Origin of the sequence: Amycolatopsis sp. NPDC051106 (assembly GCF_040682775.1) — a bacterium.
Taxonomy (GTDB): domain Bacteria; phylum Actinomycetota; class Actinomycetes; order Mycobacteriales; family Pseudonocardiaceae; genus Amycolatopsis.
The window spans coordinates 1-15,941 of sequence record NZ_JBFBBQ010000066.1; the positions used below are offsets into that span (position 1 = coordinate 1).

The 15,941-nt window shown below is 66.4% G+C and carries 17 protein-coding genes; 5 read left to right on the top strand and 12 right to left on the bottom strand.

The window, feature by feature from the left end:
- Positions 1-55 precede the first annotated feature (55 nt).
- Positions 56-1,348, bottom strand: coding sequence for a PhoH family protein (locus AB0M83_RS35225; protein ID WP_364523789.1), 1,293 nt, complete (start codon positions 1,346-1,348; stop codon positions 56-58).
- Between the two features lie 724 nt (positions 1,349-2,072).
- On the opposite strand from AB0M83_RS35225, the gene AB0M83_RS35230 reads away from it, so the two are divergent.
- Positions 2,073-2,321 carry a hypothetical protein gene (locus AB0M83_RS35230; RefSeq protein WP_364523791.1) on the top strand — a complete coding sequence of 83 codons (249 nt, stop codon included), beginning with the start codon at positions 2,073-2,075 and terminating at the stop codon, positions 2,319-2,321.
- 49 nt (positions 2,322-2,370) lie between these two features.
- Here AB0M83_RS35230 and AB0M83_RS35235 read toward each other — a convergent pair whose 3' ends face one another.
- Positions 2,371-3,147, bottom strand: coding sequence for an isoprenyl transferase (locus AB0M83_RS35235; RefSeq protein ID WP_364523793.1), 777 nt, complete (start codon positions 3,145-3,147; stop codon positions 2,371-2,373).
- Positions 3,148-3,227: 80 nt separating this feature from the next.
- Here AB0M83_RS35235 and AB0M83_RS35240 point away from each other — a divergent pair, with 80 nt between their 5' ends.
- The gene (locus tag AB0M83_RS35240; RefSeq protein ID WP_364523795.1) at positions 3,228-3,899 is read left to right on the top strand and encodes a hemolysin III family protein; all 672 of its coding nucleotides are present in this window, start codon (positions 3,228-3,230) and stop codon (positions 3,897-3,899) included.
- A 27-nt stretch (positions 3,900-3,926) separates the two neighbouring features.
- Here the strand turns inward: AB0M83_RS35240 and AB0M83_RS35245 are convergent, their stop codons facing one another.
- The 8 genes from AB0M83_RS35245 to AB0M83_RS35280 form a co-directional block, all read right to left on the bottom strand.
- Positions 3,927-5,162, bottom strand: coding sequence for a site-specific integrase (locus AB0M83_RS35245; RefSeq protein WP_364523797.1), 1,236 nt, complete (start codon positions 5,160-5,162; stop codon positions 3,927-3,929).
- Positions 5,163-5,187: 25 nt separating this feature from the next.
- A complete protein-coding gene (locus tag AB0M83_RS35250; protein ID WP_364523799.1) occupies positions 5,188-5,373 on the bottom strand; it encodes a helix-turn-helix domain-containing protein in 186 nt (61 codons plus the stop codon).
- A 12-nt stretch (positions 5,374-5,385) separates the two neighbouring features.
- Complete coding sequence (locus AB0M83_RS35255) at positions 5,386-6,993, bottom strand: replication initiator (RefSeq protein WP_364523801.1); 1,608 nt, start codon at positions 6,991-6,993, stop codon at positions 5,386-5,388.
- Positions 6,993-7,379, bottom strand: a complete 387-nt coding sequence (locus tag AB0M83_RS35260; RefSeq protein WP_364523803.1) for a hypothetical protein — start codon at positions 7,377-7,379, stop codon at positions 6,993-6,995. Before AB0M83_RS35260 ends, AB0M83_RS35255 begins: the two co-directional genes overlap by 1 nt.
- Positions 7,376-8,929 (bottom strand): FtsK/SpoIIIE domain-containing protein, encoded by a 1,554-nt coding sequence (locus AB0M83_RS35265; protein WP_364523805.1) that lies wholly within the window; start codon positions 8,927-8,929, stop codon positions 7,376-7,378. The genes AB0M83_RS35260 and AB0M83_RS35265 overlap by 4 nt, the downstream gene beginning before the upstream one ends.
- 333 nt (positions 8,930-9,262) lie before the next feature.
- Positions 9,263-9,514: an AMED_5909 family protein gene (locus AB0M83_RS35270; protein ID WP_364523807.1), complete on the bottom strand. Its 252-nt coding sequence runs from the start codon at positions 9,512-9,514 to the stop codon at positions 9,263-9,265.
- Positions 9,495-9,761 carry a hypothetical protein gene (locus tag AB0M83_RS35275; RefSeq protein ID WP_364523809.1) on the bottom strand — a complete coding sequence of 89 codons (267 nt, stop codon included), beginning with the start codon at positions 9,759-9,761 and terminating at the stop codon, positions 9,495-9,497. The genes AB0M83_RS35270 and AB0M83_RS35275 overlap by 20 nt, the downstream gene beginning before the upstream one ends.
- A 246-nt stretch (positions 9,762-10,007) precedes the next feature.
- Complete coding sequence (locus AB0M83_RS35280) at positions 10,008-10,460, bottom strand: hypothetical protein (protein ID WP_364523811.1); 453 nt, start codon at positions 10,458-10,460, stop codon at positions 10,008-10,010.
- Between the two features lie 483 nt (positions 10,461-10,943).
- On the opposite strand from AB0M83_RS35280, the gene AB0M83_RS35285 reads away from it, so the two are divergent.
- The gene (locus AB0M83_RS35285; RefSeq protein WP_364523812.1) at positions 10,944-11,687 is read left to right on the top strand and encodes a DUF5919 domain-containing protein; all 744 of its coding nucleotides are present in this window, start codon (positions 10,944-10,946) and stop codon (positions 11,685-11,687) included.
- A gap of 8 nt (positions 11,688-11,695) precedes the next feature.
- The gene (locus AB0M83_RS35290; protein WP_364523814.1) at positions 11,696-12,166 is read left to right on the top strand and encodes an NUDIX domain-containing protein; all 471 of its coding nucleotides are present in this window, start codon (positions 11,696-11,698) and stop codon (positions 12,164-12,166) included.
- Between the two features lie 621 nt (positions 12,167-12,787).
- On the opposite strand, the gene AB0M83_RS35295 is transcribed toward AB0M83_RS35290, so the two are convergent.
- Both AB0M83_RS35295 and AB0M83_RS35300 read right to left on the bottom strand, forming a co-directional pair.
- Positions 12,788-13,690 carry a hypothetical protein gene (locus AB0M83_RS35295; RefSeq protein WP_364523816.1) on the bottom strand — a complete coding sequence of 301 codons (903 nt, stop codon included), beginning with the start codon at positions 13,688-13,690 and terminating at the stop codon, positions 12,788-12,790.
- A 644-nt stretch (positions 13,691-14,334) separates the two neighbouring features.
- On the bottom strand, positions 14,335-14,808 hold the full coding sequence (locus tag AB0M83_RS35300) for a carboxymuconolactone decarboxylase family protein (protein WP_364523818.1): 474 nt from the start codon (positions 14,806-14,808) through the stop codon (positions 14,335-14,337).
- 295 nt (positions 14,809-15,103) lie between these two features.
- Here AB0M83_RS35300 and AB0M83_RS35305 point away from each other — a divergent pair, with 295 nt between their 5' ends.
- Entirely contained in the window at positions 15,104-15,940 is an 837-nt protein-coding gene (locus tag AB0M83_RS35305) for a PRC and DUF2382 domain-containing protein (protein WP_364523820.1), read from the top strand.
- The last annotated feature ends 1 nt before the right edge of the window (position 15,941 follow it).

A 15,941-nucleotide genomic window follows, 5' to 3' on the forward strand; every position in this document is an offset into this window, starting at 1 on the left:
TGAAGGCCTCCTTACCGGCCTTGAGAGCCGGTAAGGAGGCCTTCACGGCTTGGGTCTAGCCGTGGTCCTCCAGCATCTCCGTCACCAGGGCGGCGATCGGCGAACGCTCCGAGCGGGTGAGGGTCACGTGCGCGAACAGCGGGTGGCCCTTCAGCTTCTCGATCACCGCCGAGACGCCGTCGTGCCGGCCGACGCGCAGGTTGTCACGCTGGGCGACGTCGTGCGTGAGCACCACCCGCGACGCCGTGCCGAGCCGCGAAAGCACCGTGAGCAGGACGTTCCGTTCCAGTGATTGCGCCTCGTCGACGATGACGAACGTGTCGTGCAGCGAGCGGCCGCGGATGTGGGTCAGCGGGAGCACCTCGAGCATGCCGCGGTCGAAGACCTCGTCGAGGACGTCCTGGCTGACCAGCGCGCCGAGGGTGTCGAACACCGCCTGCGCCCACGGCTGCATCTTCTCGCTCTCGGACCCGGGCAGGTAGCCGAGGTCCTGGCCGCCGACCGCGTAGACCGGGCGGAACACCACGACCTTGCGGTGCTGACGGCGTTCCATCACCGCCTCCAGGCCGGCGCACAGCGCGAGCGCCGACTTGCCGGTGCCGGCGCGGCCGCCGAGGGAGACGATGCCGACGTCGGAGTCGAGCAGCAGGTCGAGCGCGACGCGCTGTTCGGCGCTGCGGCCGTGCAGGCCGAACGCCTCGCGGTCGCCGCGGACCAGCCGGATGCGCTTGTCCGCCGTGATCCGGCCCAGCGCGCTGGACGTGCCCGCGAGCAGCCGCAGCCCGGTGTGGCAGGGCAGTGCGGCCAGCTCGTCCATGCCGTACTCGACCGGGTCGACCGTGCCGCCGCCGAACAGCGTGTCCAGCACGTCCTGCTCGACGTCCACGTCCGCCATGCCCGTCCAGCCCGACGGGGTGACCTCCTGCGCGCGGTACTCGTCGGCCTCCAGGCCCACGGCACCCGCCTTGACCCGCAGCGGGATGTCCTTCGTCACCAGGGTGACCGCCGGGAACTCCGCCGCCAGGTTGAGCGCGCAGGCGAGGATGCGGTGGTCGTTGGAGTCGGTCCGGAACCCGACCGGGAGCACCGTCGGGTCCGAGTGGTTCAGCTCCACCTGCAGCGTGCCGCCGTGGTCCCCGATGGGGAGCGGCGCGTCGAGCCTGCCGTACTGCCGGCGCAGGTCGTCGAGCATGCGCAGGGACTCCCGGGCGAACCAGCCGAGCTCCGGGTGGTGGCGCTTCGCCTCCAGTTCACTGATGACGACCAGCGGAAGCACGACGGCGTGCTCGGCGAACCGAGTGACCGCCCACGGGTCCGACAGGAGGACCGACGTGTCGAGCACGTACATGTGCTGCTGGGATTCGGGCGAGGTCGAGGCTTTCTCCGGGCCAGGAACGGCACCGGTCGAAGAACGGCCAGAGGCCTTACGGGGCAAACGCTGCGCAGTCACGACGGCATCTCCCTCGAGGGCGTGTGCACCTCACGCCCGCACTCGCTGGGCCGGGCACCTCCCTGGCTGGACCACTCCCTCTGACCGGTGGGTCAGGTGGCGCGGCCACGAGGGCCGGGTGCCGGCCCCCTCGTGCGTCTCGTGGGCGGCTGCGCCGCCCCCTCGATCACCGTCACGACCAGGGCCTCCCGCGAGGACCCGCACTGATCGCGCGCCCTCACTTCGGAAGGTACCCACGAATGCCGGATCGCGCAGGGAGCCAACACGGTGATTCGCCAGATCGTCACCTCACTGTCGGTCGCCCGACATCGACACCCCGTGACAGTCACTCTGCGTCATCGACCTCTCGATCGATACCAACCCGCCGAGATGATCTTGGCGAAATTGCTGACCCGCTGTATTCACAAGATCGTTTGAACGGCTTCTACCACGGTTTGTCGCAGCATGCATTTTGCTTCACCGAAAGAGGACCGGTCCGAGTGAAAGCACCTGCATCCGACTCACACAATCGGCGTACAAGCCGTACGAGCCGCCCGATAGGCGGGTAATTTTCTCACTACGGGACACACCGCCGGTTCACCCGGTGCCCGGACCCCAACAGTTCTACCTAGGAGTGTGCCAAGTGCTGAAGAAGGCTGGTTTCGTCGCCGCCACCGCTGCGGGCCTCATGATGGTCGGCAGCACCGCGTTCGCCGCGACGAGCGACACGACGGGCACCCCGGACCCGACGTTCGGCGACGCCTACGCGACGTTCATCGAGGGCGGCGGCGCCCTGGGCTACGGTGCGGCCTCCCTGGTCGCCGGCGCCTACACGGGCATCGCGACCACCCCGGCGCTGATCCTGCACTCGCTGGAGCACCACCACCACTGAGTGCGGGTCGCGAAGGGCCCCGGAGTTCGCTCCGGGGCCCTTCGGCGTTTCACGAACCGAATCGCCGGTGGCGCCAGGCGTAGTCGCGGATGGCGCGCAGGAAATCCACGCGGCGGAAGGCCGGCCAATACGCTTCGGTGAACCAGAATTCCGAATGTGCGGACTGCCAGAGCAGGAATCCGGAAAGCCGTTGTTCGCCGGAGGTGCGGATGATGAGGTCCGGATCCGGCTGCCCCGACGTGTAGAGGTGTTCGGAGATGTGGTCGACGTCGAGGATTTTCGCGAGCTCGTGAATGGTCGTGCCCTCGTCGGCGTGCTGCAGCAGCAACTTGCGGACTGCATCGGCGATTTCCTGGCGCCCGCCGTAACCGACCGCGACGTTGACCTCCATCCCGGTCCGGCCCTCGGTTCGCGCGGCGGCTTCGCTGAGTCGCTTCGCGACCTCGGCGGGTAGCAGGTCGAGGGCGCCGACGATGCGCAGCTGCCAGGTCTTGCCGGGCGCGGCGAGTTCGTCGGTGACGTCGGTGATGATCTTCAGCAGCGGCGTGAGCTCGTCCGGATCGCGGTTGAGGTTGTCGGTCGAGAGCAGCCACATGGTGACGACCTCGACGTCGGCCTCCTGGCACCAGCTGAGGAAGTCCGCGATCTTCTTCGCCCCGGCGCGGTGGCCGTCCGCTACGTCCGAAAAGCCCGCTTCCCGAGCCCAGCGGCGGTTGCCGTCGAGCATGATGGCGATGTGCCGGGGATGCCGCCCGGCCGCCTGCTGGATGAGGCGCCGGCCGTAGGCGCTGTACACGACGTCGGACAAGAACGAGCGAACACTCACGTCGAGGAAGAGTACGCACCCGGTGTGAGGCGCGTGACTTGACCGCTGCCGGGCAACCTACGTCGCCGTAACCTGGAACGGTGAGCTCGACGACCGAACCCCGGCCCCTGGTGGACCCCCGCCCCCGCCTGCGCGGGCACATCCACTTCTGGACGTTCTTCGGCGCCCTCGCGGCCACGGCGGCGCTGATCAGCATGGCGGCGTCCACAGTGTCCCCGATCGCGACCCTGGCGACGTCGGTGTACGGCCTGACGGTGCTGGGGCTGTTCGGCGTGAGCGCGCTGTACCACCGCCGCCTGTGGAGCCCGCGCGCGTACAAGTGGATGAAGCGCGCCGACCACTCGATGATCTTCCTGTTCATCGCGGGCACGTACACGCCGTTCACATTGCTGGCGATGTCCAAGCCGACGGGGTACGTGATCCTGTCGATCGTGTGGGGCGGCGCCATAGCCGGCGTCGCGCTGAAGATGCTGTGGCCGCACGCGCCGCGGTGGCTCGGGGTACCGATCTACATCGCACTGGGCTGGGTCGCGGTGTTCGTGTTCCCGGAGCTGCTGACGCACGCCGGGGTCGCGGCTTTGGTGCTGCTGTGCGTGGGTGGCCTGTTCTACACGCTGGGTGCGGCTTTCTACGGCTTCAAGTGGCCCAACCACTGGCCGGATACTTTCGGGTACCACGAGTACTTCCACGCTTGCACCGTGCTCGCGGCGATTTCCCACTACATCGCGATCTGGCTGGCCATGTACGTTTAGCTGCGGTTTTACCCTTGTGGATCTTCCTTAGGCCGCCGTCAGGCCGTCTCGGAACAGGGCGTCGACGGCGTTGCGGGTCCGCTCGTGGCTGGTCGGCAGCAGGTGCGTGTAGACGCGCAGCGTGAAGCCCGGGTCGGAGTGGCCGAGGTAGCTGGACAGGGCCTTTATGGACTCGCCCGCGTCGAGCAGCACCGAGGCGTAGAGGTGACGCAGCGCGTGCATCCCGTCCGCCCGGGTCGGCTTCTCGATGCCGGCCTTCTTGAGCGCCGGTAGCCAGACGCTCAGCCGGAAGCCGCCGCGCCGGAACGGCAACCCGTCGTAGTCGACCATCAGCAGCTTCACGGTGACCGGCTTGCCCCCGGGGTGGACCCACGGGAGCGTGATCTCGGTCGCCGGGAACTGCTCGGCGTACTCGTCCAGGGCGGACAGCAGCTCACCACCGATCGGCACCTCACGAGTCTTGCCCCGCTTCGGCGGCGCGAAGCACAGAATGTTGTCGACGATCCGGACCTGACGCTCAATCTGGGCGATGTTCCGGTCCCGGTCGACGTCATCTAGGGAGAACCCGAACACCTCACCCTGCCGCAGCCCGAGCCCGGCGGGAATCCGTACGACAGGCTTGAACCGGACAGACAGCGCGTTCAAGACGGCTTGCGCCCGCTCCGGACGCCAGGGCTGCACTTGCCGCAGATCCGCCCGAGGACGAGTCACGCTCGACGCCTGGGCCGGGTTGCTCACGATGAGCTTGTCCTCCTTCGCGAAGCTGAGAATGGACACGAGGTGGGTGAAGTACAGAACCCGCGAGCGCGTACTCACGCCGCGATCCTGGAGCCAGCGGAGCCACGCTTGGACGTCGCTGGGCTTGATCGCCCCGATCGTCTTCGCCTTGAAGAACGGCTTGTGGTGGTTGGCGAGACGGCTGATCACCCGCTCTCGCGTCGTGTGGTCGAAGGTCTGCGCAGCGACCCACCGATCCGCGACGACGGAGAAGAGCACGCGGCCGGCCTGCGGGTCGACGTACTTGCCCTCCCGCTTGTCCGACTCGACCTCGATGAGGAAATTCTCCGCGCGCTTCTTCTGCTTGTCCGCGAACGACTTCGAACGCTCGTTGTTATCCGGATCGAGGTACCGCACCTTGTACCGCAGCCCGATGCCGTACAGCTCGGACCGCTCCATGACCGGCTTGTCCTTGTCGTTGAAGAGCAGCCGTCCGGTTTCCGGGTGCCGCGCCTGGCGGTACCACCTGTCCTGAATATGTCCCATGTGGACTCTCCTTTCTCGAAACTGGTTACGCGGCTTCGGTAGCCCAGGCCCGCACGGCGGCCGGGTTGTAGCGCAAGTGCCGGCCGATCTTCTTCACCGGCGGACCGTCGCCACGCCATTTCCACTGGTAGAGCGTCTTTACCGGAACCCCGAGGTAGTCCGAGACGTCCTCGACGGACCAGAGGCGTTCGATGCTGTGGACGTTGTTCATTGCTCCCCCTTGTCACGCTGCGAGCTGAGTTGCCGAAGTTTCTGGATCACTCCCCGGTGGCCCAGCGGCCGCGAGTAGTGCCCGGTCGTACTCGGCTCTCCACGTGATCCGCTCCGCGATCGCCCGCATGACCAGGTGCGGCCGGGGCGGGACCTGCGGATCTCCCGGTTCGACCTTCCGCCAGACCAGCCGGGCCGGGTCCGGTTGCGGCTTCTCGATCCCGATCGCCGCCAACGCCTGCGCGACGAACGCCTTCCGGTCGGCTTTGTGGTCGTCGAGGGTCTTGCCCGACCACTTCCGGGAGACCAGCACCCTGCGGCCGGGCAACCCGAGCGTGGTCCGGCGGTGAGCGCGTCCCTTGCAGTGGCCGGGCGTGGTCTTGCTGCCCGCGCCCTTGGGCTGGACCCCGTAGAGCAACCAGACCGCGCAGCGCGGCGAGCACGGCGTGACCGACAGTTCAGCGTGCAGCCGGTCGTGATGGTCACGCAGCCGCGCCGTGTCCGCCTCGACGACCTCACCGGTGGACTTGGTCAGGTACTTCGTGAGGTAGCCGATGTGGCGGCCGGCCTCTTCGGTGCCGCCGAGGATGCCCTTGGAGTGCACCTGTCGCCCGAACGTGACGGCGTGAGCCGGGTCCTCGATCTGGTCCACGGCGTCGTCCCAGGTGGTCAGCGGTTCCCGGGTGTCCGGGTCGAGGAACGCTCGGGCGTCTGGGTCCCAGGCCGGCAGCCGATCGACGTAGATCACCTGGTCGTGGTTGGGCCACCAGACCTGGTGATAGGTCGCTTCGGTGACCTGCCGGATGACGTCGTGCGGGATCGCCCCGCGGATCGCCGCGTGCAGGTGCGGAGCGGTCCGCTTCTGCGGCTCGACGGTGGCGAAGTACTGCGCGTCCCAACCCACGACCCGCCGCAGGTTCTGCCACCACCGGTCCACCAGCGCCGAGAAGTGCACCGCGTCCCGGGCCGCCCGCCGGTAGTCATATCGACTTGGGTCGACCGGTGAGCCGTCGCCACGGACCGGGCCGTAGGTGTCGCAGGTCAGGGTCACGAACATGGACGGCCGGAACTTACCCGCGTACTCCCGCCCGACCGTCGTCTTCGCCACCTTCCGCCGAGGGAGGTCCGGAGCGTCCTGCCGACGCCGGGTCGACCGCTTCACGGTCCGTTTCGTGGGCACGTCGACCGCTGGCAGGCGTCCGCGCATGCCGAGTTGCCGAAGTTCCGCATCCACTCCCGTGATCTCGTCGCGCAGATCCTCGGCTTCCGCCTGGTCGTGCTCGACCACCTCTCGGTACGCGGCTACCAGGTCCGCCCGGTAGGTCAGCAGCTCCTTGTGGTCCTCCGAGGGCGGTTCCGGGGTGAGGTTGGGTTCTTCGGTCAGGTGCCAGCCTTCGCGGCACTGGACTTGTCGCAGCGCCTTCGCCTTCCGCGCACACGGCAGGCACACCGACTCGACGGTAGAGCCGCACGGGACCGGGACGTACCGGAGTTCGCCGGTCGTGGTGTCGCCGACCTCCATCGTGAACGGGCGGACGCAGACGCCGTGCTTCTCCGCCACTGCCCGGATCACGTCGGCAGCCAGCGGGGTCCGCATCCGTTCCGCGCGTGTCTCGGTCATCAGGCCGCCACCTCCTCGGGCATCGACCAGCCGCGCAACAGGTAGACCGGCATGTCCTGCTTCGTTCCGGCTGGGAGGTCGGGGAACGTGCTCGGTTCGAACCGGACCACTCCGTACACCAGGACGGGGATGCCGCAGGGTGTCCGGCCGGTGATCGAGATGTGCACCCACTTGCCCTCACACAGCCGCCACAGCCGCGCCGAGACGTCCTCGAGCGTCTGCGCCCACACCAGCAACGCCCGCGCGACCTCCGGCAGGCCGTCCACGTCCAGCTGGACCGTGATCGGGCTGGACCAGGAATTGACGTCGACCGAGGCGGCCGGCGGAAGCTGGTGGGAGTCGAGGTGATCACGGATGGCGTCGAGGAAGATCATCAGCCGGTTCACGCGGCCACCCCCTCACCGCCGTGTCGCAGATCCGCGACACCGCCGTTGGTCACGTACGCCTCCAGCGCCTTCACGGTGCTGTCGGAAACCCAGCCCGCGCGGATGCGCAGCGGTTCGCGGATGCCTTCGCCCCACACGTAGCCCACGCCAGCCTCCGTGTCACCAATCCGGTTCGCCCAGGCCCCGCGCTCGTATGCGCCGTCACCGAGGACCATCCCGACGTGCGTCTTGGACGTGACCCGCAGGCACACCCGCCGGGTGAACAGCTCCCGGACCGGGACGGTGTCCTTGGTCGGTTCCTGGACGTAGCCACGGACCGAGATCCCCAACGCCCGGCCCTGCGTCGTCAGCAGGGCGACGCGTTCCACAATGGCCTCACGGGTCTTGCGGTCGGTGTACTTGGTCAGCGCGCCGATCTCGTCGAACTCCAGCAGCTCCAACGGATACTCCCTTGACACCGGGATCGTGCGCAGCCGACCAGCGAAGGTCCGCTTGCGGGATTCCATCTCGTCCACCAGGCCGTCGAGGACTTCGACCGCGTCCTTGCCGCCGACCGCGTATCGGGAGAAGATCCCGCGCCCGTAGGCCAGTTCCATGCCCTTCGGGTCGATGCCGGACATGCGCACCACCCGGGCCCGGATCGCCGGAGCAGCGGCCACCAGCGGGCACCACATCACCGAGTTCTTGCCCGCACCCGACGCACCGGCCGTCAGGCAATGCGCACCCGAGCCCACCAGCGGAACGCGCCAGTCACGCCCATACTCCGTCCGCCCCGCCCAAACGTTGCGCAGGTCCACGCTGGTCCGGTCGACGCCGTCGGGGACCTGGGGGCCGGCCACTCCGCCGCTGAGCAGGTCACGGCGCTGGAAGTCGATCGACACCACGTTCGGGGCCAGCTCGCGGACCTGGCAGCGAGCGACCTTCCGCGCGACAGCCAGCGCCCGGGCCGCCTCGTCGAAGTCCTCCGGTTTCTGCCCCGGCACCAGCTCCACCCGCACCTCATCCCACGAGGCACCAGAGCGGACGCCGAGCACCTTCGGCATCCGTGTGCCGGACCGGGTCGACGTCGAGCGGGAAAGAGCACGACGACGGCCGACGAGGTTCACGTTCACCACCACGGGCAACGCCTCGTCCCGCACCGACAGACCGCAGGCGTGCAGCCACTCCGGCAGCTTCCGCCCGTAGACCGCCCACCGTGCCCACCACGAGCGCAGGAACCACCAGCACCACTGGTCGAACGAAACGGCGTCGATCGCCCACCACGCCGCCAAGGTGACCGCGACGCTGCCCAGAATCAGCGCCAGGGAGAGCCAGCCCAGCAGTTCGCACCAGGCGTAGACCGCGACGACGGCGAGGCTGGTCCGCCACCGCGTGACGACCTGCGCAAGCATCCAGACGACGGCCTTGCACAGCCACCACAGGGCCACGAACACCACGGCCGCCGCAGCCAGAGCTTCCAGGATCGAAGCCAGGGCACGGCCGACCTTGTGCAGCACCCACACACCGAGCCCCAACCCAGCCAGAGCCACCACCGCGAAGCCGGGAGACATCACCGACCACCCCGCTTCACCCGCAGGTCCAACGGCAGCATCCCCAAGCACGGGGCGCACTTGGTCTCACCGGGCAGCAGTTTGGCGAATCGTTTGCAGGAGGCGCAGCGCGTTCGGGTGACCCCCGTTGACGCTCGCCCGTTGTAATCGTTTAGCGTTGCCATTGTTCACTTCCGCTGGTTGTGGACAGCGCAGGAGCGGCAAGGTTGGTAGCCAGGCACCGCTTCTGCGCCTTAACGGATCACACGCACCCACATCAGGACGTGCTTCATCGCCGCACGTCATAGCGTGCGTTTTGGGTAATACTGTTGACTTTCGGTCGTCTACATGCGACTAATCCGCGGACTTCCCTTCCCCCTGAAGGTTCGCCGAGATCTCACCTGCCTGCCGTTCCTCGTATCCGGCCCAGTACAACGCCTCGTGGTGATGACCCCGGTCGACGTCCGCGACGGCCTTGTACAACCGCGCGTTGCCGAGCCGGAACGCCAGCCACACCGACGGGTTCGCATCGTTCGGCGGGCGACGGTCCATCACGATCTCGTGGGCGTCCCGCAGCGTTTTCGGCTCAGCTTTGCGCACGGTCACGCCTCTCCGCGCGGGCTTCCAGCAGCGCCGCCAGGTCCTCGGCGTGGTCGCGGAGCTGGCGAAGAAACACCGCGCATCCCGTCCACGCGGCCTGGTCCTCCGGTGGAACCAGCGTCACCACGCACAGCCCACCGGCCAGCACCAGAACCGGCGGATGTGACGCGCCCGTTCCGGTCTCCTCCACCGTCACCTCGGTACCCGCGCCCACCGTCCAGCGCAGCCCCAGCCCGTCCCACGTTGCCGTCATGCGATTCCCATTCCCGGGCCAAGTCGGCGAACCCCTCGGCCGCCGACTCCAACGCCGCCACACACCACCACGGCAACCCGCGCACCTGCGCCAGCTCATGCCACGCCAGCGACACCCGCCGAGCAGCATTCGCCGTGTTCGTCGCACTCACCGGCGACAGCACCGCACGGCCGTGCTCCCACGCGGCCATGTAGTCCCGATACGCCCGCTCCCACGCCTCGACCCGCTCGCGGAAGCCCATCCCTGTCACGCGGCCTTCGCCGTCTCACTGGCCCCACCGGACCGAGACGGCTTCGCGTTGCTGATGGCCTGCTTGAATCCGATCGCGCGGAAGACGTAGGACTGGTACTTGAACTCGCCCTGCCCAGCGACGCGCGGTTCGGCGGTCAGGCCGTCCAGCTCGATCGGCCGCATCCCCGGCAGCGCCTCCAAGGTGGTCGGCACCGGCTGAACGTCGGCGAGAAGCGTGATCTCGAACGAAGCGCGCTTCGCCCGCGTCTCCGCCGGGTCGGTGACCATCACCTTCCACTGCCGCTTACCCGTCACCTCGTCAACCCGCTGCCGCACCGGACGATTGGCAGCCCGGTCCTCACGCGACTGATACTCGTTGTCCGGCGACACCTCACCCACCATCACCAAGCCCTGCGGAAACGCGTCGTCGAAGTCGATCCCGAACCGGTGTCCCTTGTCGATAGCCATGCTGAATCCCTTGTGTCGCCTGTTAGTCGTTAGCTTCTAGCGGTTCTCCGCCTCGTGCCGCTGCGGCGTCCAGTACTGCGCTCACCTCGTCCAGTTCCCTCCGCAGTACGGCGATGGCGTCCGAGTCCACGAGCAGGACCACCGGGAACGCCTTGCCGAACCGGACTTCCGCGCGATTTGCGTACGTCAGCGCCCTAACACGAATCGGCAGATCAGCCGTGACGTGGATCTGAACCGTGTCGCGCATGCCACGCCGCGCCTACGCCGCACATCGGCGAGAGACCGCCCGCTTGTCCCAGCCAGCCGGCCGAACGGCAGTTTCAATGATCACGCCTACCTCCTCGGTGTCCCGGCACCGGGCCTGCCCCGGCAACCTGACACCCAATCTCCGCCAAAACGCGGGACGTGATCACCACGTGGCGGGACATCCCGGGACGTCCCTGGTACCGTCGAAGACGTCCCTACACGTCCCAAGGGGTGACGATGCCGAACGAACGCCTGCGTGACGCGCTACTGCGCAACGGCCTGACCTTGGAGCAGGTAGCCAAGGCCGTCGGCGTCGATCAGAAGACCGTCGAGCGCTGGATCACCAAAAACCGGACGCCCTACCCCAAGCACCGGCACAAGATCGCCGCCATGGCGCGCGAGTCAGAGACCTACCTGTGGCCGGACTCGGTCGCCCCGGAGCGCAAAGCCGAAACGGCCGCCGCCGAGCTGGTGCAGGTCTTCCCGCACCGCAACGCCGTCCCCGTCGAGCTGTGGGACCGGCTGATCAAGGAAGCATCGGAGACCGTCGAGATCCTCGTCCACGCGGCGCTGTTTCTGGTGGAACGCCCGCGGTTCATCAAGGACCTGACGGCCAAGGCAGCGGCCGGCGCTCGAATCCGGCTCATATTCGGAGACCCGGAAGGCGACAGCGTCGCTCTACGCGGAGAGGAAGAGCAGCTCGGCGACGGCACGCTCGCGGCGCGCATCCGCAACGCGCTGGCGTCCTACCGTCCGCTGACTGGGGTCGACGGGGTAGAGATGCGGTTCCACAACACGACGCTCTACAACTCGATCTTCCGCTTCGACGACGAGATGATCATCAACACGCACGTGTACGGGTTCCAGGGAGCTCACGCCCCGTCCCTCCACCTGCGACGACTGTCCGCCGGGGACCTCTTCGAGACGTACTCGGAGAGCTTCGAATCAGTCTGGAACCTCGCCAAGCCAGCCACCTTCTAGGAGGCACCATGACCCGAGTCGACTACTACAACGACCCCAACGCCCCGAAGGCCAACAGCATCGCAGTAGCGGTCTCGGCGTTCATCCAGGACGACGAAGGCCGGATCCTGATGATCAGGCGCACCGACAACGACCTGTACTCCATCCCGGGCGGACAACTGGAACTCGGCGAGACGCTGGCCGAAGCAGCGATCCGGGAGGTTCGCGAGGAGACTGGCATCGAGAGTGAGGTCACTGAGGTAATTGGCCTGTACTCAGACCCGAAGCACGTCATTGCCTACGACGACGGCGAGGTTAGGCAAGAGTTTTCAATCTGCTTTCGCGCCAAAGCAATTTCCGGAGAGCTACACACCAGCAACGAAAGCAAGGAAGTACTCTGGGCTACCACCGAGGGCTTAAACAATCTCAAAATCCATAAGGCAATTAAACTGCGGATCAATCACGCACTATCCAGTGTCGGCAACACTTATTTCAGCTAGACGGAAAAAGATCAGTGACAGCGACCGAGTTTTCATCTCTAGTTACTTCTATATCATCGGCCGCAACTATCTTCACCACCGCCCACAGAAGCCAGAGAAGTCTCATCGCAGAGTGCCCCAGCAGGACGAGCCCTGCCTCCATCAACCACGGGGCAACCAAGTGCCCAGAGGTCAGCTGAGTAACACATGCCAACAAGCTAAGGAAGGTTGCCGCAAAAGGCTCAGCTACAACAGTGAGCCAGAGCCGTTGCAGTGGCTCACCCGCGCGAGTCCGAAATTGACGAATTCTTTGCGCCGGAGAACCCACAGCGAACACAAGCACAACACCCGCAAACCCTGCAATGATTGCAGACGCGGATGCAAGACCAAGGTAGATTGTTATTGGATTACTCGAATTCGGGTCCACGAATGACTTGTAAGGGTTTAGCCATTTTAACCTAATGCTAGATACAGCGTGCGTAGCAACTAAACCAAGCAAGATTGATAGACCAATTTGCGGGCGATCCCGAAAAAAGCCAACGACACGTCGCGACTTCTGGATAGTTGATCTCCGAACAGTCACTCCACGCTCCGGCACGTGCACCCTCCAAGTCGCCCCAGGCCGCGGCAGGACACACCCGCCTACGAGAACTCCCGGCGGAAGCTCTCGATCGCCTCATCTATACCAGTGAGGACCGACATTTCCGAGGGAGGTAAGTCTGCTGGGATGTCGAAGTTCTGCACAGACGTGAACACTTCTTCGATGAGGTCGTACCTCTCCCGCGTGAAGCCGTCTCCGTCCGGCAACTCTAGCGTCACTTTCGCCTGCTTCACCCAGTCAGAGCGAACCCAACGGGCAGCCCCGAGCATCTCCGATTTCGTCTCCGGCGTGCCATGGCGATTCCCCAACGACCAGCCCAATTCGATCATGGTATCCGTCGAAACTTGCCTCGCAACGCGCGCAGCCTCCCCAATGACACCACCACCACTCTCGGGAATCTCCGCGTCAGCTTGTACCTTCACCCGGAAAGCCATTGCCCCTGAAGCTTGCTGAAGTCTTTCAGCCACACGCCGGTTAATGACCGGGATCAATGCATAGCCGTCAATTCCCGACTGCCGGCCCGAAACCCCACTTACCCACGTCTCCAAGGCCGAAACCCGAGGCGAAGAGAACGACATGGAAAGAACAGCAATCTGATTACTCACACCGAAGGGGACCATAAAGGTAGGCTCAATGAGATCTGCGTTCACATCGACCGTCTTGAGGGAGTCAACCTGACCGGTGTCGTCATTGATTGCGTCAGGCCATTCGGATCTGTTCCTTACACCGCCGACATAGAAGTACTTCTTTGCCGGCGACTTACTCTCTCTGCACTCACCGTACAGCTTGCGGCCGCGCGTAGAAATCTTCCTATCCTCATACTGAAGGTTCCCAACCCGAGCACCTAACGCGGCCCAGAAATCACCCTTCACGTCAACCAACGTCTCAACGCCGCGATCTTTCTTGATGCAACGAAGTTCGTAGAACCTCACCGTCTTTCGCATCGACCCTCCCGTACACGTTGCCGAACTTGGCTCTATGGGATCAAGGGCGCGCCGCCGCTGGCGGCGCGCCTGTCGCCTACGTAGCCCCTCGCCTGGGCGGCCGCATCCGCTTCCGACACGGCGGGCTGCCGCTCCGCTTCGCCTGCCGGCCGGGCGGTGCGGCCGCCAGCGGGTCACCTGGCGCAGCGCCGCGCGGCGGCGGCACACGAGTCCCCTGAGCCATCCGGCCTCCTCGACGAGCTACGAGCGGTGGTTACATTCGGGTCGCTTGAGAGTCGATCTCTGTTACGGACCGTCGTAAGAGACCTCCATCCCGACGCCTGATCGTGACAACGGCCGGTAGCACCGCGTCAAGACGATGAAGCGTGTCTTGACCCGGCACCACCGGCCGCGTGGAGGCTTCGTATCGGGATGCAGGGCAGGGTGTGGCGGGGTCCGCCAGGCCGTCTCCAGGCCGTCAGAGGTCAGGAAGAGGCAAGCACCCGCGAGAACTGATGACAGACAAAACCGCAGCTCAGCGTACCTAGAAGTCACCCAAGCGCAGGTCGAGAAGAACCCCAGAGCAGATCATCGCGATCTGGCTGGCCATGTACGCCTAGGCCGCCGCTGGGGACCTCCCCCTGGAAGTCCCCAGCTCGCACCACTCAGCCGAACATCCCCGGCTGGTACTCGCCCGCCGGGTTGCGGACGATCACGTTCAGCCGGTTCCACGTGTTGATCTCCGCCACCAGGCAGACCAGCGCGCCGATCTGCTCGTCGTCGTAGTGCTTGCGGACCTCGGACCACGTCTCGTCGGTCACGCCGGTGTGGTTGTCCGCCAGGCGGGTTCCCTCCTCCGCCAGGGCGAGGGCCGCGCGCTCCGCCTCCGTGAACACCACCGCTTCGCGCCACGCCGCCACCATTGCCAGGCGGACCGCCGTCTCGCCCGCCGCCGCCGCGTCCTTCGTGTGCATGTCCAGGCACATTCCGCAGCCGTTGATCTGGCTCGCGCGGATCTTCACCAGCTCCTGCGTCGCCTTCGGGAGGGACGACTCCTCGATCGGGCGGGACGCCGCGATCAGGCGCTTGAAGAACTTGGTGGTGACCTCGTTCTCGAACATGTTGAACCGTGCTTCCATGACCGTTCCCTTCGTCGGTTTCACCCCCTTGACGACCCGCGCGCTCGCGGTGTGACAGCACCGGACGTGGCGCCGGTCACATGTACACCTTCGCGCCATCACCCGCGCGGCCGATCACGGCGTACACACCCCGCTCGACCTGCGGGGACCTGCCTCGCCTTGCCAGCGGGCGACGGGCCAAACCACCACTTTCCGGGGTCACCCACGGGAGCACCACGACGGTTGCCGTGATCACCAGCGCGGCCGACGGTGGGGCTCAACCGAAGATCCGACGCGCGAAAGGAGCAGCACCGCGATGGCCAAGACCATGCAGCCCCAGGAGCTCATCGACAGTGCCGTGGTCGACCCGGCCGGGAACAAGCTCGGGAAGGTCGGCAACGTCTACCTCGCCGACGCCACGCACCAGCCCGAGTGGATCACCGTCAAGACCGGCCTGTTCGGCACCAAGGAGAGCTTCGTCCCGCTCTCGGGCGCGCACACCGACAAGGACGGCGTGCACGTCCAGGTCGACAAGGACGCCGTCTCCGACGCGCCGCGCATCGACGCCGACGGGCACCTTTCGCCCGAGGAAAGCACGCAGCTCTACCAGCACTACGGCCTGCCCGTGCCGCGGACCTCGGCGGACGGCCGGATGGGCGACCGGACGCAGGGCCGCGACCCGGCCATGGGCGGCACCGGCAAAGGCAAGGCCGGAATGGCCGACGCGGGCCAGGGCATGGCCGGCCGTGGTAAGGCGGCCGCGGGGCGTGGCCGGTCCGAAATGGACGACGACCGCACGATGACCCGCTCCGAGGAACGGCTGAACGTCGGCACCGAGCAGGTCGAGACCGGGCACGTGCGGCTGCGCAAGTACGTCGTCACCGAAGAGCAGCAGGTCACCGTCCCCGTGCGGCACGAAGAGGTGCGCATCGAGCGTGAGCCGATCAAGGACGGCCAGCGCGGCGCCGAGATCGGCGAGGCCGAGCAGGACGTCGTCCTCCACGCCGAGAAGCCTGTGGTGCGCAAGGAAACTGTGCCGGTCGAGCGGGCGCGCCTGCGGACCGAGACGGTCACCGACGAGCAGACCGTCTCGGGCAAGGTCCGCAAGGAGCAGTTCGACGTGACCGACGACGACGGCAAGCACCGCAAGTAGG

Excerpts from the sequence above, each read along its gene's own strand:
- AB0M83_RS35225 (WP_364523789.1), bottom strand. The coding sequence starts at position 1,348 with ATGTACGTGCTCGACACGTCGGTCCTCCTGTCGGACCCGTGGGCGGTC.
- AB0M83_RS35245 (WP_364523797.1), bottom strand. The coding sequence starts at position 5,162 with ATGGGACATATTCAGGACAGGTGGTACCGCCAGGCGCGGCACCCGGAA.
- AB0M83_RS35250 (WP_364523799.1), bottom strand. The coding sequence starts at position 5,373 with ATGAACAACGTCCACAGCATCGAACGCCTCTGGTCCGTCGAGGACGTC.
- AB0M83_RS35255 (WP_364523801.1), bottom strand. The coding sequence starts at position 6,993 with ATGACCGAGACACGCGCGGAACGGATGCGGACCCCGCTGGCTGCCGAC.
- AB0M83_RS35265 (WP_364523805.1), bottom strand. The coding sequence starts at position 8,929 with ATGTCTCCCGGCTTCGCGGTGGTGGCTCTGGCTGGGTTGGGGCTCGGT.
- AB0M83_RS35275 (WP_364523809.1), bottom strand. The coding sequence starts at position 9,761 with ATGACGGCAACGTGGGACGGGCTGGGGCTGCGCTGGACGGTGGGCGCG.
- AB0M83_RS35280 (WP_364523811.1), bottom strand. The coding sequence starts at position 10,460 with ATGGCTATCGACAAGGGACACCGGTTCGGGATCGACTTCGACGACGCG.
- AB0M83_RS35285 (WP_364523812.1), top strand. The coding sequence starts at position 10,944 with ATGCCGAACGAACGCCTGCGTGACGCGCTACTGCGCAACGGCCTGACC.
- AB0M83_RS35290 (WP_364523814.1), top strand. The coding sequence starts at position 11,696 with ATGACCCGAGTCGACTACTACAACGACCCCAACGCCCCGAAGGCCAAC.
- AB0M83_RS35295 (WP_364523816.1), bottom strand. The coding sequence starts at position 13,690 with ATGCGAAAGACGGTGAGGTTCTACGAACTTCGTTGCATCAAGAAAGAT.
- AB0M83_RS35300 (WP_364523818.1), bottom strand. The coding sequence starts at position 14,808 with ATGGAAGCACGGTTCAACATGTTCGAGAACGAGGTCACCACCAAGTTC.
- AB0M83_RS35305 (WP_364523820.1), top strand. The coding sequence starts at position 15,104 with ATGGCCAAGACCATGCAGCCCCAGGAGCTCATCGACAGTGCCGTGGTC.